This is a genomic window from Virgibacillus necropolis, assembly GCF_044793635.1.
GTDB classification, from domain to species: domain Bacteria; phylum Bacillota; class Bacilli; order Bacillales; family Amphibacillaceae; genus Virgibacillus_F; species Virgibacillus_F necropolis_A.
Genome location: NZ_CP084992.1, coordinates 2623007 through 2644512, shown reverse-complemented (window position 1 = coordinate 2644512; position 21506 = coordinate 2623007). Strand labels below are relative to the sequence as shown.

Sequence of the window (21506 nt, the reverse complement as noted above, 5' to 3'; positions counted from 1 at the left end):
GATTGCTTTGAATTTCATATATACAAAAACACATGCCTTCAAATTATGAAAACATGTGTGTCAATTTATATTAGTGGCGGTCCGGACGGGACTCGAACCCGCGACCTCCTGCGTGACAGGCAGGCATTCTAACCAACTGAACTACCGGACCAATTTATTTTAAAATTAATTGGTTGCGGGGGCAGGATTTGAACCTGCGACCTTTGGGTTATGAGCCCAACGAGCTACCAGACTGCTCCACCCCGCGATATGAGAAAGTATTGATTTGTACATGTACTTTAAAAGTACGGCCTGGCGGCGTCCTACTCTTGCAGGGACAAAGTCCCAACTACCATCGGCGCTGGAGAGCTTAACTACTGTGTTCGGCATGGGAACAGGTGTGACTTCTCCGCTATTACTACCAGACCTTTTTTAATAAGGACAAGATATATTATATGTGTTCTTGCTTCAAAATGCAAGTACTTTTTTTATTTTGTACCCTAAAAACTAAATAAGAGCGCTATAGACACGTACATCATAATTTGTTAGTTAAGTCCTCGATCGATTAGTATTCGTCAGCTCCACGTGTCACCACGCTTCCACCTCGAACCTATCAACCTCATCGTCTCTGAGGGATCTTACTCACTCGAAGTGATGGGAAGTCTCATCTTGAGGGGGGCTTCATGCTTAGATGCTTTCAGCACTTATCCTTTCCACACGTAGCTACCCAGCTATGCTCCTGGCGGAACAACTGGTACACCAGCGGTGTGTCCATCCCGGTCCTCTCGTACTAAGGACAGCTCCTCTCAAACTTCCAACGCCCACGACGGATAGGGACCGAACTGTCTCACGACGTTCTGAACCCAGCTCGCGTACCGCTTTAATGGGCGAACAGCCCAACCCTTGGGACCGACTACAGCCCCAGGATGCGATGAGCCGACATCGAGGTGCCAAACCTCCCCGTCGATGTGAACTCTTGGGGGAGATAAGCCTGTTATCCCCGGGGTAGCTTTTATCCGTTGAGCGATGGCCCTTCCATGCGGAACCACCGGATCACTAAGCCCGACTTTCGTCCCTGCTCGACTTGTAGGTCTCGCAGTCAAGCTCCCTTATGCCTTTACACTCTGCGAATGATTTCCAACCATTCTGAGGGAACCTTTGGGCGCCTCCGTTACTCTTTGGGAGGCGACCGCCCCAGTCAAACTGCCCGCCTGACACTGTCTCCGAACCGGATTACGGTCCTGGGTTAGAATGTCCGTACAGCCAGGGTGGTATCCCACGGATGCCTCCACCGAAGCTAGCGCTCCGGTTTCTAAGGCTCCCACCTATCCTGTACAAGCTGTACCAACATTCAATATCAGGCTACAGTAAAGCTCCACGGGGTCTTTCCGTCCTGTCGCGGGTAATGCGCATCTTCACGCATAGTATAATTTCACCGGGTCTCTCGTTGAGACAGTGCCCAAGTCGTTGCACCTTTCGTGCGGGTCGGAACTTACCCGACAAGGAATTTCGCTACCTTAGGACCGTTATAGTTACGGCCGCCGTTTACTGGGGCTTCGGTTCTAAGCTTCGCACCCGAAGGTGCTAACCTTTCCCCTTAACCTTCCAGCACCGGGCAGGTGTCAGCCCCTATACTTCGCCTTTCGGCTTCGCAGAGACCTGTGTTTTTGCTAAACAGTCGCTTGGGCCTATTCACTGCGGCTCCTCCTTAAAAGGAGCACCCCTTCTCCCGAAGTTACGGGGTCATTTTGCCGAGTTCCTTAACGAGAGTTCTCCCGATCACCTTAGGATACTCTCCTCGCCTACCTGTGTCGGTTTGCGGTACGGGCACCTATGAACTCACTAGAGGCTTTTCTTGGCAGTGTGAAATCCAGAACTTCGGTACTATAGTTCCCTCCCCATCACAGCTCAGAATTGTTGGACGGATTTGCCAATCCAACTCCCTTGCTGCTTGGGCGCACATTTCCAATCGTGCGCATTCCTTATCCTACTGCGTCCCCCCATCGCTCAAACATTCATGAGGTGGTACAGGAATATCTACCTGTTGTCCATCGCCTACGCCTTTCGGCCTCGGCTTAGGTCCCGACTAACCCTGAGCGGACGAGCCTTCCTCAGGAAACCTTAGGCTTTCGGTGAAAGAGATTCTCACTCTTTTTTCGCTACTCATACCGGCATTCTCACTTCGAAGCGCTCCACCAGTCCTCACGGTCTGACTTCACAGCACTTCGAACGCTCTCCTACCATTGTTCTAAGAACAATCCGCAGCTTCGGTGATACGTTTAGCCCCGGTACATTTTCGGCGCAGAGTCACTCGACCAGTGAGCTATTACGCACTCTTTAAATGGTGGCTGCTTCTAAGCCAACATCCTGGTTGTCTGGGCAACTCCACATCCTTTTCCACTTAACGTATACTTTGGGACCTTAGCTGGCGGTCTGGGCTGTTTCCCTTTCGACTATGAACCTTATCACCCATAGTCTGACTCCCAACTTAACGTAGCTGGCATTCGGAGTTTGACTGAATTCGGTAACCCGGTGAGGGCCCCTAGTCCAATCAGTGCTCTACCTCCAGTACGCATATGTTGAGGCTAGCCCTAAAGCTATTTCGGAGAGAACCAGCTATCTCCGTGTTCGATTGGCATTTCACCCCTACCCACACCTCATCCCCGCATTTTTCAACATACGTGGGTTCGGGCCTCCAGTCAGTGTTACCTGACCTTCACCCTGGACATGGGTAGATCACACGGTTTCGGGTCTACGACCGCATACTATTTCGCCCTATTCAGACTCGCTTTCGCTGCGGCTCCGTGTCTTCCACTTAACCTCGCATACGATCGTAACTCGCCGGTCCATTCTACAAAAGGTACGCCGTCACCCATTAACGGGCTTCGACTACTTGTAAGCGCACGGTTTCAGGATCTATTTCACTCCCCTTCCGGGGTGCTTTTCACCTTTCCCTCACGGTACTGGTTCACTATCGGTCACTAGGGAGTATTTAGCCTTGGGAGATGGTCCTCCCGGATTCCGACGGGATTTCTCGTGTCCCGCCGTACTCAGGATACACTCCGGAGGAAACTCTTTTTCGATTACAGGGCTCTTACCCGCTATGGCTGATCGTTCCAGATCGATTCGTCTAAAGAATTTCTTTGTAACTCCAAAGGAGTGTCCTACAACCCCAGAAAGCAAGCTTTCTGGTTTGGGCTGATTCCGTTTCGCTCGCCGCTACTCAGGAAATCGCATTTGCTTTCTCTTCCTCCGGGTACTGAGATGTTTCAGTTCCCCGGGTCTGCCTCACATACCCTATGTATTCAGATATGCGTACTGCTCCATTACGAACAGTGGGTTTCCCCATTCGGAAATCCTCGGATCGAAGTTTACTTACAACTCCCCGAGGCATATCGGTGTTAGTCCCGTCCTTCGTCGGCTCCTAGTGCCAAGGCATCCACCGTGCGCCCTTCTTCACTTAACTATCTTTATGATTAAGAACTTACGTTTTTGATGTCGTTGTCTATCTTGCTCTTATTTAGTTTTCAAGGTACAAAAAGAGAGATTCGCATCCCTCAAAACTGAACAAACAACCTTATATGTCAAGGCCTACCAATGGCAGGTCTTATCGATGACGACAAGCGTCACCGATCTTCCGTTAAACAGTACGGCTTCAGCTACGAATAGCTTCTGCTTTCTGTTTTTCCTTAGAAAGGAGGTGATCCAGCCGCACCTTCCGATACGGCTACCTTGTTACGACTTCACCCCAATCATTGGCCCCACCTTCGGCGGCTGGCTCCATAAAGGTTACCTCACCGACTTCGGGTGTTGCCAACTCTCGTGGTGTGACGGGCGGTGTGTACAAGGCCCGGGAACGTATTCACCGCGGCATGCTGATCCGCGATTACTAGCGATTCCGGCTTCATGTAGGCGAGTTGCAGCCTACAATCCGAACTGAGAATGGTTTTATGGGATTTGCTACACCTCGCGGCTTCGCTTCCCTTTGTTCCATCCATTGTAGCACGTGTGTAGCCCAGGTCATAAGGGGCATGATGATTTGACGTCATCCCCACCTTCCTCCGGTTTGTCACCGGCAGTCACCTTAGAGTGCCCAACTAAATGCTGGCAACTAAGATCAAGGGTTGCGCTCGTTGCGGGACTTAACCCAACATCTCACGACACGAGCTGACGACAACCATGCACCACCTGTCACTCTGTCCCCGAAGGGAACACGATATCTCTATCGCTATCAGAGGATGTCAAGACCTGGTAAGGTTCTTCGCGTTGCTTCGAATTAAACCACATGCTCCACCGCTTGTGCGGGCCCCCGTCAATTCTTTTGAGTTTCAGCCTTGCGGCCGTACTCCCCAGGCGGAGTGCTTAATGCGTTAACTTCAGCACTAAGGGGCGGAAACCCCCTAACACCTAGCACTCATCGTTTACGGCGTGGACTACCAGGGTATCTAATCCTGTTCGCTCCCCACGCTTTCGCTCCTCAGCGTCAGTTACAGACCAGAGAGTCGCCTTCGCCACTGGTGTTCCTCCACATCTCTACGCATTTCACCGCTACACGTGGAATTCCACTCTCCTCTTCTGTACTCAAGTCCTCCAGTTTCCAATGACCCTCCACGGTTAAGCCGTGGGCTTTCACATCAGACTTAAAAGACCGCCTGCGAGCGCTTTACGCCCAATAATTCCGGACAACGCTTGCCCCCTACGTATTACCGCGGCTGCTGGCACGTAGTTAGCCGGGGCTTTCTGGTTAGGTACCGTCAAGGCACCGCCCTATTCGAACGGTACTTGTTCTTCCCTAACAACAGAGTTTTACGATCCGAAAACCTTCATCACTCACGCGGCGTTGCTCCGTCAGACTTTCGTCCATTGCGGAAGATTCCCTACTGCTGCCTCCCGTAGGAGTCTGGGCCGTGTCTCAGTCCCAGTGTGGCCGATCACCCTCTCAGGTCGGCTACGCATCGTCGCCTTGGTAGGCCATTACCCCACCAACTAGCTAATGCGCCGCGGGCCCATCTGTAAGTGACAGCAAAAGCCGCCTTTCAACTTTCTACCATGTGATAAAAAGTGTTATTCGGTATTAGCTCCGGTTTCCCGGGGTTATCCCAATCTTACAGGTAGGTTGCCCACGTGTTACTCACCCGTCCGCCGCTCGTTCCACAAGCTCACGCCCTGAAGGGCGATTGCTTGCTTCCCGCGCTCGACTTGCATGTATTAGGCACGCCGCCAGCGTTCGTCCTGAGCCAAGATCAAACTCTCCAAAAAAGTTTGAATAGAATCAACACCAATCGATTCTATCAATTGTCTTAGCTTTGTTTCGTTACTTGACATACTTGGTTGTTTTGTTCAGTTTTCAAGGAGCAAAATGGGCCTGAGTGGACTCGAACCACCGACCTCACGCTTATCAGGCGTGCGCTCTAACCAGCTGAGCTACAGGCCCGCTATATTAGAATAAATATTGGAGCGGGTAGGGGGAATCGAACCCCCATCATCAGCTTGGAAGGCTGAGGTTTTACCACTAAACTATACCCGCATATAAAGTTAATAAAAAGTTCCCCTGGTCGGGAAGACAGGATTCGAACCTGCGACCCCATGGTCCCAAACCATGTGCTCTACCAAGCTGAGCTACTTCCCGATCAATATGTATAGTGCGCCCGAGAGGACTCGAACCTCTAACCCCTTGATTCGTAGTCAAGTACTCTATCCAATTGAGCTACGGGCGCTTTTGAAGCGACATTTACTAATATATCATGTTTGCAATAAGAAAGCAATAGTTTTATTAATAAAACTTTCAAATGCGGCCAAGAGGACTTGAACCTCCACGGGTTATTCACCCACTAGGCCCTCAACCTAGCGCGTCTGCCATTCCGCCACGACCGCATAAACCTTCACAAAAAACAAAACACTGTGCATTACACAGCAATTCGCATGTGAATATGCGGGTGAAGGGAGTCGAACCCCCACGTCATAAGACACTAGATCCTAAGTCTAGCGCGTCTGCCAGTTCCGCCACACCCGCAAGAGATGCTATTAATAAGGATGAGCCATGAAGGATTCGAACCTTCGACCCTCTGATTAAAAGTCAGATGCTCTACCAACTGAGCTAATGGCTCATTATATACAGCTATTTAAAAAATGGCTGGGCTACCAGGATTCGAACCTGGGAATGACAGGATCAAAACCTGCTGCCTTACCGCTTGGCTATAGCCCATCATTAAATGGCGGTCCGGACGGGACTCGAACCCGCGACCTCCTGCGTGACAGGCAGGCATTCTAACCAACTGAACTACCGGACCAGTCCGAAAAACATTAGAATACTTGGTGTTCACCAAGTATTAATGGCGAACGCCATAATTGTTCTTACATTAAACCTTAAAAGTTCAATACCTTCAAAAGTAAAAATGATGACCCGTACGGGATTCGAACCCGTGATACCGCCGTGAAAGGGCGGTGTCTTAACCACTTGACCAACGGGCCATATGAATGGCGGAGAAGGAGGGATTTGAACCCTCGCGCCGCTTACACGACCTACACCCTTAGCAGGGGCGCCTCTTCAGCCACTTGAGTACTTCTCCGTATGGCTCCACAGGTAGGATTCGAACCTACGACCGATCGGTTAACAGCCGATAGCTCTACCACTGAGCTACTGTGGAATAATCTAAAATAGTAAATCATAATAGTATAATCTTGTTCGGGCTTGCTCGTCACATAGACCGTTCCTCGCATGATCTCACAAAAGACGTTCGATCAAGCTACTGTGAAAAAATCTAAAATAGTAAATCATAGTAATACTGCTTGTCTCAAAATTATTGCGACCAGAAATATATTACAATACTTTTGATATATTGTCAATTGCTTTATGTAAAAATTTACGCCCGTTTTTTTAGGGCTAATTAAATTTAACACGGAAGCTAGTATTCGTCAATGTATTTTCTTCAGGTTTTTGTCGATTACCCGTATTCTATCTATAACTAATTTTCTCATAATACTTTACAACAATATATTTTATTGATTTAACAGCTTCCCTCCACATTTACCACAACGATATTTATTAACGTTAACCCTTCGTTGTCTTTTATAAACATGTCCACAACTCTTACATCTATAATGATGATTTTTCTCTCTATTATATGAAGGGAGTGGATTACAGTGTCTGGGTGATCCCGTTTCCTTTAATAAAGTTTTAAAGTCTAAATCACCATGTTTATACCCTTTTCCTTCTATATGAAGATGATAATGGCATAACTCATGCTTAATAATTCCCACAAACTCATCATCTTCCATCTCTAATGCATATTTAGGATTCAATTCAATTACCCTTTTAGATGGAATATATCTGCCACCAGTTGTACGAAGTCTTGAATTAAATCGAACGTCATCTTTAAATGGTTTATTAAAATACATCATAGAAATATCGTGTACAAGTGCATACAATTCTTTTTCGTTCAATAGATTCATACAATAGGCATCCTTTTTATTTGCTGACATTATTTTAACATAACCCTAGTAGCTTCTCATAATTTCCAAAAGTCCAAATACTCATTTAGAAAATTCAACTGATATCTAAGCAAAGAATTAGAAATCAGGTATAGAATCAATTAAACTAGTAAATATAGAGATTTTACATCTTTATTTTATCCTTAATTAAAATAATTTTAATTAAATATTGATTTTTAATAGATTTATATTATAATTAATATGAATTGTTTTTACTTAAAAAAGGAGAGGTGTTTCACGAATGAGTAATGAAAAAAAGAGAGTTACAACTGCTTCAGGAGCTCCAGTAGGGGACAATCAAAATTCCATCACAGCAGGTCATCGTGGCCCGGTTTTAATTCAAGATGTACACCTTTTAGAAAAACTAGCACATTTTAACCGAGAGCGCGTCCCAGAACGTGTGGTTCATGCGAAAGGTGCAGGTGCACACGGTTATTTTGAAGTAACCAATGATTTATCACAACATACAAAAGCAGACTTCTTAAGTGAAGTTGGCAAGCGTACACCTATGTTTGCACGTTTTTCTACAGTCGCAGGTGAACTAGGTTCGGCTGATACCGTGCGAGATCCGCGTGGTTTTGCACTAAAATTCTATACTGAAGAAGGAAACTATGATTTAGTAGGTAACAATACACCAATTTTCTTCATTCAGGATGCTATTAAGTTTCCTGATTTTATTCATACACAAAAGCGTAATCCTAAAACAAACTTAAAAGATCCTAATATGGTATGGGACTTCTGGTCATTATCACCAGAATCTTTACATCAAGTAACTTATCTACATGGTGATCGTGGTATCCCTGCAACACTTCGTCACATGAATGGATATGGTAGTCATACATTTAAGTGGGTAAATGATCAAGGGGAAGCTAGCTGGGTTAAATATCACTTTATTGCTGAGCAAGGTGTAAAAGCTTTAGATGAAAAAGTAGCAACTGAAATCGCTGGGGATAATCCTGATTATCATACAGAGGATCTATTCAATGCTATTGAAGAAGGCGATTTTCCAACTTGGAAGGTATATGTTCAAATTATGCCGTATGAAGATGCAAAATCATATAAATGGGATCCGTTTGATGTTACAAAAACATGGTCTAAAAAAGACTATCCTCGTATTGAACTAGGACGTATGGTTCTAAACCGTAATCCGGAGAACTATTTTGCAGAAGTAGAGCAAGCTGCATTTTCACCTGGAAACTTCGTACCCGGTATCGAAGCATCTCCTGATAAAATGCTACAAGGGCGTTTATTTGGATATTCAGATGCACATCGTTATCGTATAGGTGCGAATCATCAACAATTGCCAATTAACCGTTCATTAAACGAAACACAAAATTATCAACGTGATGGACAAATGAGGTTAGATGGTAACAAAGGTGGTTCAGTTAACTATGAACCAAACAGTTTTGATGGTCCAAAAGAAGATGAGCCATCAAAAATCAGTCCTTTTGAAGTACATGGAGAGGCTGATAGTGTTGCTTATGAAAACGATGATCATTTCACACAAGCGGGTGATCTTTACAGATTAATGAGCTCTGATGAAAAAGATCGTCTAATCGAAGCAGTTGTCAATCATATGAAACCTGTTGAATATGAAGAAATTAAACTTCGTCAAATTGAACATTTCTATAAAGCAGACCCTGATTATGGCGCACGCGTTGCGGCAGGATTGGGCTTGTCTGTACCAGAGAGCGTAAAATAGTAAAACTAAAAAGGAAAGGGTCGCACATTTTATGTAGCGATCCTTTCCTTTTCTTACTAGCAAGGAAAGTATAAACGAAAGTCTGTCTAGCTCCAGCGCCCAGCGACTAGTGGACTTCCTTCACCTCCGTACGATAAGTTAACATCGGTTGTTAGAAGGAAGGCCGACTAAAAGCGGGCTTTACGCCCAACGTCGGCACACCCCTATGAAGGGGCGTGTTTCCTTTATCTCTCCTGGTGAAAGGAATGTTCGATTAAAACCGCCACTTTGCGTGGCAACATCGAACTACCCACTTTGCGTGGGCACAGTCCATACGTCGCTTAACGGGCGCTTGCGCTTTTCTTAAGTTCTATTTACCGTTTTCAACCATTGATAAAGCAATTCTACCTTTATTTGCATCATAATTTTCTACCCAAACTGTTACAACATCCCCAACTGACGCAATATCCATTGGATGCTTAACGAATTTATTGGCCATTTTTGATATATGGACTAAACCATCCTGCTTCACCCCAATATCAACAAAGACACCAAAATCAACTACATTTCTAACCGTTCCTTGCATTTCCATGCCTGGTTGCAGATCTTCCATCGTTAATACATTTTGTTTTAAAATCGGTTGAGGAAAATCATCACGTGGATCGCGCTCTGGACGAATCAAAGCTTGGATGATATCCTGTAACGTCAATTCTCCGATATCTAGTTCTTCTGCAACTTCTTTTTTGTTAACATCGCGTAGCTTATCTTGTAATTCATTAGAGCCGATGTCAGTTATTTTACATCCTAACATTTCCAATAGTTTTTTCGTTTGTGGATAGCTTTCAGGATGTATAGGCGTTCGATCTAACGGGTGCTCTCCATCAAAAATACGCAAAAATCCTATACTTTGCTCGTATGTTTTTGCACCTAACCGCGGGATTTTTTTAAGTTGGGTACGTTTAGAAAACTTACCTTCCTCGTTTCGTTTTGTCACAATGTTATTCGCAACCGTTTTACTTAGTCCAGATACATGCTGCAATAGACTAGATGATGCAGTGTTTACATTAACACCAACCTGGTTCACAGCTGTTTCTACTACAAAGGATAAAGATCCGTTTAATTCCTTTTGACTAACATCATGCTGATATTGGCCCACACCAATTGACTTTGGATCTATTTTCACAAGTTCTGCGAGTGGATCCTGAACACGCCTTGCAATAGAAGCTGCACTTCTTTCTTCAACCTGTAAATCAGGAAATTCTTCACGCGCTAATGCTGATGCAGAATAAACACTCGCCCCTGCTTCATTTACAATAATATATGGAACATCCAATTTATTATTTTGAATCACATCAGCGATGAATTGTTCTGTTTCGCGTGACGCTGTTCCGTTACCAATTGCAATTAATTCCACATCAAATTTCTTCACATATTCTAGTACTATTTTTTCGGATCCTGCGAAATCATTTTTTGGTGCTGTTGGATACATTACATTAACTGTATGTACCTTCCCTGTTTCATCAACAACTGCAAGCTTACAACCAGTTCGAAATGCTGGATCTACGCCGAGTACTGTCTTCCCTTTTAAAGGAGGCTGCAATAACAGGTTTTTCAGGTTTTCGGAAAAAATCTTAATTGCTTGTTGTTCCGCCTTTTCTGTAAGTGAATTGCGTATTTCTCTGGCGATAGACGGCTGAATTAATCGTTTATAACTATCTTCAATTGCATTCTGTAAAAATACTACAAGATCATTTTGGCTCGTAGATTTAATTGTCTTTTTCTGCAAGTAGTTTAAAACCCGCTCTATAGGTGGTTCAACCGATACCTTCAACACATCATCTTTTTCTCCACGATTCAGCGCTAATGTCCGATGAGCTGCCAATGTACGAATTGCTTCATTATATTCGTAGTACATTTCATAGACACCTTTTTCATCTTTGGCGCGATCTTTCGCCTCTGATTCAATAATGCCTTTTTTAAATGTCACTTCCCGAATAAAATCACGGTGCTCCGGATCGTCCGATATCCATTCTGCAATTATGTCGTTAGCACCAGATAGCACATCTTCCAACGTATGTATTTCGTGCTCCTCTGACAGATATTTTTCTGCCTCCGTTTCTAATTCCATTTCCTCTTGGTTCCAAATTAATTCAGCAATTGGTTCCAGACCTTTTTCTTTCGCTACCGTTGCTTTGGTTCTACGTTTTTGTTTATACGGTCGGTATAAATCTTCCACACGTTGCAATTGTGTGGCATTTGTAATTTCTTTTTGCAGATCATCTGTTAGTTTTCCTTGTTCATCAATCAGACGAATTACTTCTTCTTTTCTGCTTGCCAGGTTGACAGCATACTGCCATTTATCCTGTACAGACTTTATTTGCACCTCATCAAGGCCACCTGTTACTTCTTTACGATAGCGTGCAATGAACGGAACTGTGTTACCTTCTTCCATTAATGCAATGATAGTGTTTACAACATGTGGTTTCACGGTTGTTTCTTTTGCAACCCATTGAATAATATCTTGATTAATTTCTACTGACATCTTTCTACCTCCTATAGTTACCATACAATTTTACCAAAAATACCTCACTTTTCATAATGCAAAAAGACCAGCATGTTATTTGCTGATCCTCACCATCTATCCCGTATAACGCATTGCGATTAACGTTGTATCATCATCTTTTGTTTGCCCATTTTTATACTCATATGCAGCAATAATCTCATTAACGTTTTTGTTTAAAAAATACCGTTGTGCTAACTCTGTATCTGAAACTCCATCTGAAAACATAATAAAATTCATTGTTTGATCTAGGTTTCCTGTTTCAACTTTAAACTTGCGGTGATAGCCGGCAAGATAACCTGCGTTAGGAATATTACGTTTTTTCCTTCCGTCCTGCATGATCGTCATCACACCAATATTTCCTATCGATGAAAAGGAATAGCTTTTCATTTTAAAGTCAATTTTAAGGATTCCAAGCACAACGCCTCGTTTTCCAGTAAGTTTTTCATTGCATCTTTTTATAATTTGTTCGATCGATGCATGGATATTCTCTCCAATAATTTCAACGACTACTTGTGAAGATTCTCTTGCGAACTCACCACTACCTAAACCATCTGCCAATGCACAGATGAACTCATTCTCAGTTTCTGTATAAAAGTAGCTGTCTCCACAATAAAAATTTCCCTTTTTCGCCTTTTGATAGGCATCTACTTCAACTTTTTTGTGTTTAATACTCAATCAAAGACCTCCGAACTTTCGGTCTGGATAGCTTCACGCAGTTTAAGTAGTGCCCGTCGCTGTAATCTAGAAACGTGCATTTGAGAAATTCCTAACTGTTCCCCGGTTTCTTTTTGACTTAAGTTGTCAAAATACGTACAACGTAATATTTCTTGTTCTCTTTCAGAAAGAATCGGTAAAACCTTCTCAAGCAGCATTTGTTGATTGATATTTTCATACCCATTCTCATCATTTCCAACTAAATCAAGGATTGATACAGTACTTCCTTCTGAGTCAGCTTCAACTTTCCGGTCAACAGACAAAGCTTTATAGCTTTTGCCCATCTCCATGGTTTCTAAGATATCTTCTTCAGATACTTCTAGATACTCAGCAATTTCACGCACGGATGGTGATTTTTGATCTGAAATCGTTAATTCATCCACTGCCTTCTTAATTCTTGGTCCAAGCTCTTTTATGCGGCGAGGGACATGCACACTCCATGTTTTATCCCGAATAAATCGCTTAATTTCCCCAATAATGGTCGGGATTGCAAAAGACTCAAATGATTTACCAAAGCTAGCATCAAACCTTCTAATAGCTGCCAATAGACCAATCATCCCAACTTGCACTAGATCTTCATGAATACTACTATTTTTTGAATACTTCCGAGCGATAGATTCCACTAGATCTTTATAAGTTAAAACAATTTTTTCTTTGACCTCATTATCATCAGGATTTTCTTTTAAATGCTCAATCCATTGGTAAACCTCATCTCTATTGTGTGGATGAGATTTGGTCGCCATCATAATCCACCTCTGTTTCCTGAAGGTACTTAGTCATTAGCACAATAACACCATAATTGTTATTGATTTCCACCTTATCCATTAGGGCATTAATTAGAAAGAGTCCAAAACCTCCCTCACGCAAGGTCTCTACAGATTCTGTATGTTTATAAGGACCAATTCCTCCCTTAATTTCGTTAAGGTCAAAACTTCCACCGTGATCAGCAACCATTACTTCTAAACGATCTTCATATACACCAAAACCAATTGTCACATCCCCGTCTGCATCATTATAGGCATGAGTGACAGCATTCGTAATAGCTTCTGAAATTGATACCTTTAAATCCTCAATTTCCTCATAGGAAAAGCCCATTCTATTTGCAATACCTGAAATGCTTAAACGAACAACGCCAACATATTCAGCTTTTGCGGGTACTTTCATTTCTATAAAATCAAATCTTTCCATTATTCTTGTCCACCTCGAATTCCATCATTAATGTCCATAATTTCATTTAATCCAGTTATTTTAAATAGTCGCATGACACGTTCTTGTAAATTAACTAATGTAAGATGACTATTGTATTCTTTCGTTGACTTTAAAGCACTAATGAAAACACCAAGACCTGTACTATCCATATAACCAACTTGTTCTAAATCAACTTCAACTGTTTTTCCGTCTAATTTTGTTAATGGTAATAAAGTGTCTTTTAAGTTAGGTGCTGTATAAGCATCAATCTCACCTGACAGGATAACTTTTGATTTTTCATTTTCTTCCACGACATCAATCACTAAGTTCATTTCCATCCTCCTATATTAAAAGCTCAGCTTATATATAATTTATTTTGCTAGTTCACATACATACACAGGAGTCTAATACCCGTTTAAACAGTGGCATAAACTCATTTCCTTAATATAATTAATGTGAAGTCATCACGAAGCTGGAAATTTTGAAGGCGTTCGAAATGTTTGTATACATGTTCCACTATCTCTTGTGCAGGTAAATGAATATTTTTCTTAATAACATCTAATACTTCCGAGCTTTCAATAAAACGATCACCCTGCCGACATTCTGTAACACCATCAGTAAGGAGAACAATCATATCGCCTTTTTCCACATTTCTCTCATACTGTTGATACTTCGTTTCTTTAGATACACCTAACACAAGACCTTTTGCTTCAATTTCTTTAAATGTATCTGTCTTCGCACAATAATAGAAACCTGGCTCATGACCTGCTGTAGAATATAAAAACTTATTAGCTCTAGGGTTATATTGCGCATAAAACATTGTAATAAACATACTCGGATCAACATTTCGCTCCACCACTCGATTTAAATTTCCAAGAATAGATTTCGGACTCATTGTTTCTTCCGGAAAGCTGTCCATCGAATATTTAATCATCGACATACAAAGGGCGGCTGGTACTCCTTTTCCAATCACATCAGCTACAGCTACGCCAAGTGATCCATCTTCCTCTTTAATGAAATGGTAATAGTCACCATTCATTTGATTAGCGGGAACACTAATCACTCCTATATCTAAACCGTCTATATCAGGCTTCGACGTTGCTAATAATGTATCTTGCATTCCTGCTGCAACTGATATCTCAGATTTCAACTCAATCTGTTTTTCGCGAAGGGTTTGATACTCTTGATGTGCAAGACCATAAGAAATCATTGTTTCCATTAAAAAATCCATGGAACGTTGAAAGTCTTCGAATAGGTCAGGGTATAATTCTGCCAATGCCTGATTATGAAGACTTACAATTTCTTCTGGTAGTATACTATTTTTAATAAATGATTTACTTATTTGTTCAGCACCGTATAATGATTGTTCATCCTGCGTCTGAATATAGCGCTTTAATATATCTTTATAATTTGCAGCGTCTAATTTCATCGTATCCACACTGTTCCACCCTTTTTATATTAGAAAAACTATGCTTAACGTCAAGTAATAATGGCGAAAGCTATAGTTTTTCTTATACTTTAAATTTTTATGTTTTATGTTTTCTATAAGTCCAAAAAGGATAACTCGACTAAAATCTTTTACCCGTTTTATAAATCTTATCTTGTCCATTTAACTGCTTTTATTTCTGTTCCTTTACCTAATTCTGATTTAATATCGAATTCATCCATTAGCCTTTTTACCCCTGGAAGTCCAGCACCCAGGCCACCAGATGTGGTATATCCGTCTTCCATTACTTGGCTAATATCCTCAATTCCCGGCCCAGCGTCAATAGCTATCATGCGGATTCCTTTTTGATTTATCGTATCAATCACTTCAAAACAAATCTTTCCATCTCCGGCATACAAATAAATGTTGCGAGCTAATTCAGATATCGCTGTGGCAATACGAGCTTGATCGACTGTTCCAAATCCTATTTTCTTCGCGATATCTCGGCCTACTTGTCTAGCACCGACAATATCCCACTCTTTTTTAATAGTCACACAGGATTCAAGGTCCATTCTTATGCCCCCAATTCCTGATGAAGTTTAATTAACCCTTGTTCAATATCTAATGCTGTTGGCACATCTTGCATATGAATCCCTAGATCAATTAAAGTTACCGCAACAGCTGGTTGAATTCCAGTTAGAACTACTTTCGCTCCCATTAGATCCGACATCGTAACAACGTCCCCTAATACCTTCGCAATAAATGAATCAACAATTTCAACAGAAGTTAAATCGATGACAACACCGGTTGCCCCACTCTTATGAATTTTATTTAATAAATCCTCTTGAAATTGAATAGCGGTATTATCATCAAGCTCTGTTTGGATAGAGATTAACAAATAATTATGCAACTTTAGAATAGGTATACGCATGAGATCACTCCCCTGTTAATGAATTTAATATAGTTTCAATTTCCTCATCTTTAGTATCAATATCCTCTATTTTACGATTTGTCATCTCTAATGCTTTTTGGAAACCTTTTTTCAGAGAACTTTTCGTTGGGAATTTCCCAAGATCAATTCCGAGATTAACAATCGTTTGGGCAATCTCTGGTCTAATACCCACAAGAATACAGGTCGATCCAATTAAGCGAACTGCTTCTGCAGCCTGTATTATGTGATGTGCAACCATTGTATCTACAACTGGTACACCGGTAATATCCATCAAAACGACATCTGCATTATGCTTTATTACCCCTTCAAGTAAATTCTCCATGATTAATTTCGCTCGTTCCGTATCGATTGTGCCTATTAGAGGCATAACCGTAATATTATCCATTACGGGAATAAGTGGTGCAGATAATTCCTGGAGTGCAACCCGCTGAAGAGATACGATGTGTTCCCAACTTCCGGAATACTCATTAACAAGTTGACGGATGATTGGTTCTACCCAAAAATCGACACTCGTTAAAACTCTTGAAATATAATCTGTATCAATTTGATCTGATTGGCTAAGGATATATTCAATTGTTACGCGCCTAAATACCTGTAAGCCATCTGTAATATAACTCAAAGGCCATCCTAGGTTTATTAGTTTTTCAGAGAAATTCTCTAATGTTTTTGTTGACCCTTGTCCTTTAATACTAGTAAAGATAACATTTACAAACTCTCTATTTGTGCTTTCATATAACTCACCTGAAACTGTTGAAGTATAGTTACCATTTTTAAGTGAGTCGATTTCTTCAAGCCACATATGAACTATTTTATCGCTATTATTCAGTGCAATCTCCTTAAACTTTCTATCCATTGATATTCCCCCTTATTCCTTTTGTTTAAATTTATGTATATTCTCCATGATGTACTAATAAATTGCAAACCTTTACATAATTCTTCAAATTATACATAAAACACGAAAACCTTCTCCGTTACTGTGTATTTCTTGTCCTAGTATACCATATTTAAGCTCTAAACATAAAAAGAGGCTGGGACATAACTAGCCAAAATTAACTTAAAAATGGTTCCGATCATCGGTTTTTGATGATCGGAACCATTTTTCGTTGGATAATTTTCATTATCTTTTCGTTGATTTATCTTCATGGCGGTGTACTTCCTCAAGTTTACCGCCATGAATGCAAATCCTAATTCATTTTCTACCTTCTCTTCACCCCTCACAGACATACGAGTGAAGCACAAATTAGCCTTCAGGAATCCGAAGACTGGCTCCACATCGATTTTACGATTGCCGTAGATTTCACCAGTTTCCTCTTCCGAAAGCAGCTGCCTAATATATGCTTTTTGGCGTTCCCATTTTTCATTGTAATAAATTTTTCGATTATTTCCTTCCTTCGCTTTGGTGCATTGGGAACGCAATGGACAATCTGAACAGTCCTCACACTCATAGACTTTAAACGTTCGTGTCAGTCCGTATTTGTCTGTTCGATTGGACACGTGCCGGAACATCAATTGTTTTCCATTTGGACAGGTAAACGTATCGTCTTCCTTGTTATATTCCCAATTGGCTGTATGGAAAACGTTATTTTTATGTTTCTTTTTCTTCTCTTTTCGATACTGGTTATAGGTAATCAGCGGGGTGCGTTTTCGATTCTCCATGACATCTTCGTAGTTTTGTTCACTTCCGTACCCTGCGTCAGCGACAATATGCTTCGGCAACTTAAAGAAATTGTTCTCTATGTTATCCAGAAATGGAATGAAGGTGCGTGTATCTGTCGGGTTTGGGAATACATCATAAGCGAGCACATATTGTCCTTCCGTCGCAGCCTGCACATTGTAACCTGCTTTTAGTTGACCGTTCTTCATATAATCATCTTTCATTCGCATAAAAGTGGCATCATGATCCGTCTTCGAGTAACTGTTGCGTTCTCCAAAGACTTCCATGTCGTTTTGGTATTTTTGTTTACGCGCCACAAAATCTTTAAATTGTTTGCGGTATTGTTTGGGTGCTTTGCGCTCCGATCGAACTTGTTTTCGTTCGCTACCGACCTCGCTCGCTTCTATTTTTTTGTCGTAGGTCATTACCTCGTCATCAAGCTGTTTCACGACTTTTGTGAGTTCGTCAGTGGAAAGTTCGTCCGAACTTTCGCGTTCAATGCCTGGAATAATTTCTTTTTCCAATAATTCATCATACATTTGGTTGGACTTTTCCACCAAATTAACACTGTACCTTTCAATCGATTTACGCCATACAAACGTAAATTTATTAGCATTCGCCTCGATCTTGGTTCCATCAATAAAAATCGCTTCTTCATCAATCTGTTTTTCTTTCACCAACTGACAACGGAATTGCACGAAACACTGACGGAGTATTTCTTTAACCTCTGGATGCACACGAAAACGATTGATGGTACGATAACTTGGTTCATATCCTTGCGCTAACCACATCATACGCACACTGTCTTTGAGTAACCCTTCGATTTTTCTTCCAGAAAAAACCGACTGCGTGTAGGCACACAAAATTATTTTCATCATCATTTTTGGGTGGTAGGCTGGACATCCGGTTTCACAGGAAAAGTTAGCGAATGCTTCATCCGGAATCTGTGTTACAACATCATTTACCGCATAAGCAATATCATCTTTGTCCAATTTCATTTCTAAATCTAGCGGCAAAACAACTTGATTTATGTTATAATTTTTAAACATTAGAATCCCTCCGATGGTTATTGTGTGGTTACTTTAATTCTATCAAAAGGGGTTCTTTTTGTTTAGTGAAAAATAAACGATTATATAAAAAAAGCGCGGTACGTCACCTACACGGTGAGTGCCACGCTTTTATTTATTTACTGAGTTTTGTCCCAGCCTCCATTATATCCTACATATCTTTAAGTCCAAGACTTATTTCTAATGCCTGATCTATTTTTTTCATCATTTCATTGTCTAACTTTGTAATCTTATCTGTTAATCTTTGTTTATCAAGTGTTCGAATTTGTTCAAGTAATATAACAGAGTTACGATCAAACCCATACCGCTTCGCATTAATCTCAACATGTGTTGGTAGCTTTGCCTTTTGGATTTGAGCAGTAATTGCTGCAACTATTACAGTAGGACTAAACCTATTTCCGATATCATTTTGTAGGATCAGTACTGGACGTATACCTCCCTGTTCTGATCCTACCACAGGGGATAAGTCAGCGAAATATACCTCGCCTCGTTGAACGATCAAATTATTACACCCCGATCACAGAACGTTCAAGGGTGTTTTCAGCCTCCTCTTCAGCTTGAAAAGCCTCCGACGCAATTGTTAGATTAATTCGAGCCATTTCTTCATAGCCTTTTTGCATGGATTCTCGAAATTGTTGAATATGGTCATATTTCTTTTGCTCTAGATAGTTTTTTGTTGCCTGACAGATAAAATCGCTAAGATCTCTATTATCATACTTCATTAGTCCATCCACCTCATTTATTAGGTTTTTTGGTAATCGCACTAAAATCTCCTGTAAGCTCTCTGACAAAACCATACACCTCCGCCAACTGTTGAACGATCGATATCATATTTAAATTAATAATATCACTGTACGGATAGCATTGCAAAAGATTTTAGAGATTTTTGTCTAAAAAATGTATGAATCCTGTTTATGTTATTAAATCGTGTGGTATATATACTTATTTATGGATTAAGAAATTATGACATGATACATAAAAATATAATTAAATATTTTTCTTATACACCCTTGGAACACGCTCACTGATCATGCAGGGAATTTCATAATTAATGGTATCTAAATAATTTGCTATTTCATCCATTTCTATTTCATCATTTCCACTTTTCCCAATTAGTGTAACCTTAGTTCCAATAGGATATTCTTTATCTAGATGAATCATCGTTTGATCCATACAAATCCTTCCTACAATGGGTAATCGCTTGCCTTCAATCAATACTTCCATACCCTGTAATTTCCGTATCCATCCATCTGCATAACCAATCGGTATGGTGCCAATCCATTCCGATTCATCCGTTACATAGGTTCTACCATAGCTAATGGATTCATTCTCAGGAACTTTTTTCACATGAATTAAACGACTGTACAAGGAAAAAGCCGGTGCCAGATCAATTGATTTCATGTTTCGTACGTCATTAGAAGGATACAGACCATACATAGCTATCCCAAATCGAATGTAGTGATACATTTCGGCGGGGAAACGAATCGATGCAGCACTATTCCCAATGTGAATATCAATTGGGTCATCCCATAGTTTTTTTAATTCATATAAAAGCTGTTTAAAGCGGGTTTGTTGTTCATTAAAATAAGTCAAGTCAGCTTCATCAGCTGTAGCAAAATGTGTGTATACGCCTTTTAGTCGTACATTTTCAGTTGCTTTAACAGCCGAGATAATCGATTTTAATTCTTCCTCTGTCCGTACTCCAATCCGTCCCATGCCACTGTCCCACTTCATATGAAGCTTCAATTCTTTTGAAAATAGCTGAGATTGTAACTCTGTTAACCACTCTTCCTGGAAAAATGTAAGTGTGATATCATTCTCAGCAGCAATCTTTGCATCTTGAGGTGAAACCCAACCCAAAACTAATATTGCAGATTTGATACCTCCCTGGCGTAATTCCAAGGCCTCTTCTAAGAGAGCAACGGCTAATGCACTCGCTCCTGCATTCAGGGCTGTTTTAGCCACTTCAACAGCACCATGTCCATACCCATTCGCCTTAACAACAGCAAATATATTACTACTCGGAGATAGCTTTTGTTTCATTTCTTTTATATTAGTGGCAACAGCATCCAAGTTAATTTCTGCCCAAGTTGCACGGTAAAATATGTCTGACACTAAAACATATCTCCTTTCGTCTCTCAGAAATTTTTCGTATACTCTATTATTTCTTTTTCGCTGCATGGTGTCAATCATCCCGCAAAGTACTTTTACGAAATGGCGGAAGTTTAATTGCATCCCCGTTAAACTCTTCCTCCGTTTTAAAGATTTATATACCCTTAATCATTTTGGCTCTTTCCGTACCATTGTTGCTTTTCAACTTCATAGTTGATATATATTGCGACGTAACTTTAGGTTTATTTCCAAAGACAAGTGCTATTGCTGCCGTCCAGGATCGCTTCGGGCGGATGCTTTCCGCGGGCACGGCCTCAGCCTCCTTGCCCCGGCAAGGGGTATGCCGACGTTGTCCGCAAAGGACGGTTTTAGTCGGCCATCATCACCGACCACTCTGCGGGGTCTTCGGACACGTGCTGTTCCCGCAGGAGTCACCGCCCGGAACGATGCTGGACTGGTAAAGTTATTTACGTAAGCATTCTTTGTCATTTCTTTCAGTTATTGGCAACTATTATACCAGCAGCCCGTATACACGTAGACTTCTGCGGGAGGACAGGCATCGGTGAGACTACGCAGTGCGTTAGCACAAGGAGGCTCACCAGCCGCCCGCGAAAAGCGAAGTGTATACGGGCTGCGGCTGCCTTAGTAACTTGTTTCCATTATCAGTACTTCAGATCTA

General features: G+C 41.4%; 15 protein-coding genes, 14 tRNA genes and 3 rRNA genes. 1 reads left to right on the top strand and 31 read right to left on the bottom strand.

The features are described 5' to 3' along the window. Positions 1 to 74 precede the first annotated feature (74 nt). From LG329_RS12880 to LG329_RS12795, 18 genes are all read right to left on the bottom strand, one after another. A tRNA-Asp gene (locus LG329_RS12880) sits at positions 75 to 151 on the bottom strand. 19 nt (positions 152 to 170) lie between these two features. After that, positions 171 to 247 (bottom strand) — tRNA-Met (locus LG329_RS12875). A gap of 42 nt (positions 248 to 289) precedes the next feature. Beyond that, positions 290 to 405 (bottom strand): 5S ribosomal RNA (rrf, locus tag LG329_RS12870). 119 nt (positions 406 to 524) lie between these two features. Then, positions 525 to 3445: ribosomal RNA gene (locus LG329_RS12865) — 23S ribosomal RNA — on the bottom strand. A gap of 227 nt (positions 3446 to 3672) precedes the next feature. Then, a 16S ribosomal RNA gene (locus LG329_RS12860) occupies positions 3673 to 5238 on the bottom strand. Together the 16S, 23S and 5S rRNA genes with 14 tRNA genes alongside form the textbook arrangement of a ribosomal RNA operon. Before the next feature lie 101 nt (positions 5239 to 5339). Then, positions 5340 to 5413 (bottom strand) — tRNA-Ile (locus tag LG329_RS12855). Positions 5414 to 5432: 19 nt separating this feature from the next. After that, positions 5433 to 5506: transfer RNA gene (locus tag LG329_RS12850), tRNA-Gly, on the bottom strand. A 25-nt stretch (positions 5507 to 5531) separates the two neighbouring features. Beyond that, positions 5532 to 5608 (bottom strand) — tRNA-Pro (locus tag LG329_RS12845). Positions 5609 to 5622: 14 nt separating this feature from the next. Continuing rightward, positions 5623 to 5696, bottom strand: a tRNA-Arg gene (locus tag LG329_RS12840). Positions 5697 to 5769: 73 nt separating this feature from the next. Continuing rightward, positions 5770 to 5853, bottom strand: a tRNA-Leu gene (locus tag LG329_RS12835). Between the two features lie 57 nt (positions 5854 to 5910). Further along, positions 5911 to 5992, bottom strand: a tRNA-Leu gene (locus tag LG329_RS12830). Between the two features lie 21 nt (positions 5993 to 6013). Further along, positions 6014 to 6086: transfer RNA gene (locus LG329_RS12825), tRNA-Lys, on the bottom strand. Positions 6087 to 6109: 23 nt separating this feature from the next. After that, positions 6110 to 6184: transfer RNA gene (locus LG329_RS12820), tRNA-Gln, on the bottom strand. Between the two features lie 8 nt (positions 6185 to 6192). Then, a tRNA-Asp gene (locus LG329_RS12815) sits at positions 6193 to 6269 on the bottom strand. A gap of 109 nt (positions 6270 to 6378) precedes the next feature. Beyond that, positions 6379 to 6450: transfer RNA gene (locus LG329_RS12810), tRNA-Glu, on the bottom strand. Positions 6451 to 6457: 7 nt separating this feature from the next. Beyond that, positions 6458 to 6548 (bottom strand) — tRNA-Ser (locus tag LG329_RS12805). Between the two features lie 3 nt (positions 6549 to 6551). Further along, positions 6552 to 6626 (bottom strand) — tRNA-Asn (locus LG329_RS12800). Between the two features lie 352 nt (positions 6627 to 6978). Then, complete coding sequence (locus tag LG329_RS12795; RefSeq protein WP_404451216.1) at positions 6979 to 7431, bottom strand: SprT family protein; 453 nt, start codon at positions 7429 to 7431, stop codon at positions 6979 to 6981. A 280-nt stretch (positions 7432 to 7711) separates the two neighbouring features. On the opposite strand from LG329_RS12795, the gene LG329_RS12790 reads away from it, so the two are divergent. Continuing rightward, positions 7712 to 9172 carry a catalase gene (locus LG329_RS12790; RefSeq protein ID WP_404451215.1) on the top strand — a complete coding sequence of 487 codons (1461 nt, stop codon included), beginning with the start codon at positions 7712 to 7714 and terminating at the stop codon, positions 9170 to 9172. Between the two features lie 349 nt (positions 9173 to 9521). On the opposite strand, the gene LG329_RS12785 is transcribed toward LG329_RS12790, so the two are convergent. The 13 genes from LG329_RS12785 to alr form a co-directional block, all read right to left on the bottom strand. After that, positions 9522 to 11693, bottom strand: coding sequence for a Tex family protein (locus tag LG329_RS12785; RefSeq protein ID WP_404451214.1), 2172 nt, complete (start codon positions 11691 to 11693; stop codon positions 9522 to 9524). A 96-nt stretch (positions 11694 to 11789) separates the two neighbouring features. Continuing rightward, complete coding sequence (locus LG329_RS12780) at positions 11790 to 12383, bottom strand: protein phosphatase 2C domain-containing protein (protein ID WP_404456657.1); 594 nt, start codon at positions 12381 to 12383, stop codon at positions 11790 to 11792. Between the two features lie 2 nt (positions 12384 to 12385). Next, the gene (gene sigB / locus LG329_RS12775; protein WP_404451213.1) at positions 12386 to 13171 is read right to left on the bottom strand and encodes an RNA polymerase sigma factor SigB; all 786 of its coding nucleotides are present in this window, start codon (positions 13169 to 13171) and stop codon (positions 12386 to 12388) included. Beyond that, complete coding sequence (rsbW, locus tag LG329_RS12770; RefSeq protein WP_404451212.1) at positions 13143 to 13616, bottom strand: anti-sigma B factor RsbW; 474 nt, start codon at positions 13614 to 13616, stop codon at positions 13143 to 13145. The genes sigB and rsbW overlap by 29 nt, the downstream gene beginning before the upstream one ends. Continuing rightward, complete coding sequence (locus LG329_RS12765; protein WP_404451211.1) at positions 13616 to 13948, bottom strand: STAS domain-containing protein; 333 nt, start codon at positions 13946 to 13948, stop codon at positions 13616 to 13618. The genes rsbW and LG329_RS12765 overlap by 1 nt, the downstream gene beginning before the upstream one ends. 101 nt (positions 13949 to 14049) lie before the next feature. Next, entirely contained in the window at positions 14050 to 15054 is a 1005-nt protein-coding gene (locus LG329_RS12760) for a PP2C family protein-serine/threonine phosphatase (RefSeq protein WP_404451210.1), read from the bottom strand. Between the two features lie 158 nt (positions 15055 to 15212). Then, positions 15213 to 15614, bottom strand: coding sequence for an anti-sigma regulatory factor (locus LG329_RS12755; protein ID WP_404451209.1), 402 nt, complete (start codon positions 15612 to 15614; stop codon positions 15213 to 15215). A 2-nt stretch (positions 15615 to 15616) separates the two neighbouring features. Then, positions 15617 to 15973, bottom strand: coding sequence for an STAS domain-containing protein (locus LG329_RS12750; RefSeq protein ID WP_404451208.1), 357 nt, complete (start codon positions 15971 to 15973; stop codon positions 15617 to 15619). A 4-nt stretch (positions 15974 to 15977) separates the two neighbouring features. Then, positions 15978 to 16847 (bottom strand): RsbT co-antagonist protein RsbRA, encoded by an 870-nt coding sequence (locus LG329_RS12745; RefSeq protein WP_404451207.1) that lies wholly within the window; start codon positions 16845 to 16847, stop codon positions 15978 to 15980. Between the two features lie 158 nt (positions 16848 to 17005). After that, on the bottom strand, positions 17006 to 18697 hold the full coding sequence (locus LG329_RS12740) for an IS1182 family transposase (protein WP_404451206.1): 1692 nt from the start codon (positions 18695 to 18697) through the stop codon (positions 17006 to 17008). A 169-nt stretch (positions 18698 to 18866) separates the two neighbouring features. Then, a complete protein-coding gene (locus LG329_RS12735) occupies positions 18867 to 19217 on the bottom strand; it encodes a type II toxin-antitoxin system PemK/MazF family toxin (RefSeq protein WP_089534079.1) in 351 nt (116 codons plus the stop codon). A gap of 4 nt (positions 19218 to 19221) precedes the next feature. Continuing rightward, positions 19222 to 19506, bottom strand: a complete 285-nt coding sequence (locus LG329_RS12730) for a CopG family ribbon-helix-helix protein (protein WP_404451205.1) — start codon at positions 19504 to 19506, stop codon at positions 19222 to 19224. Between the two features lie 196 nt (positions 19507 to 19702). Continuing rightward, positions 19703 to 20830 carry an alanine racemase gene (gene alr / locus LG329_RS12725; RefSeq protein WP_404451204.1) on the bottom strand — a complete coding sequence of 376 codons (1128 nt, stop codon included), beginning with the start codon at positions 20828 to 20830 and terminating at the stop codon, positions 19703 to 19705. Positions 20831 to 21506 lie beyond the last annotated feature (676 nt).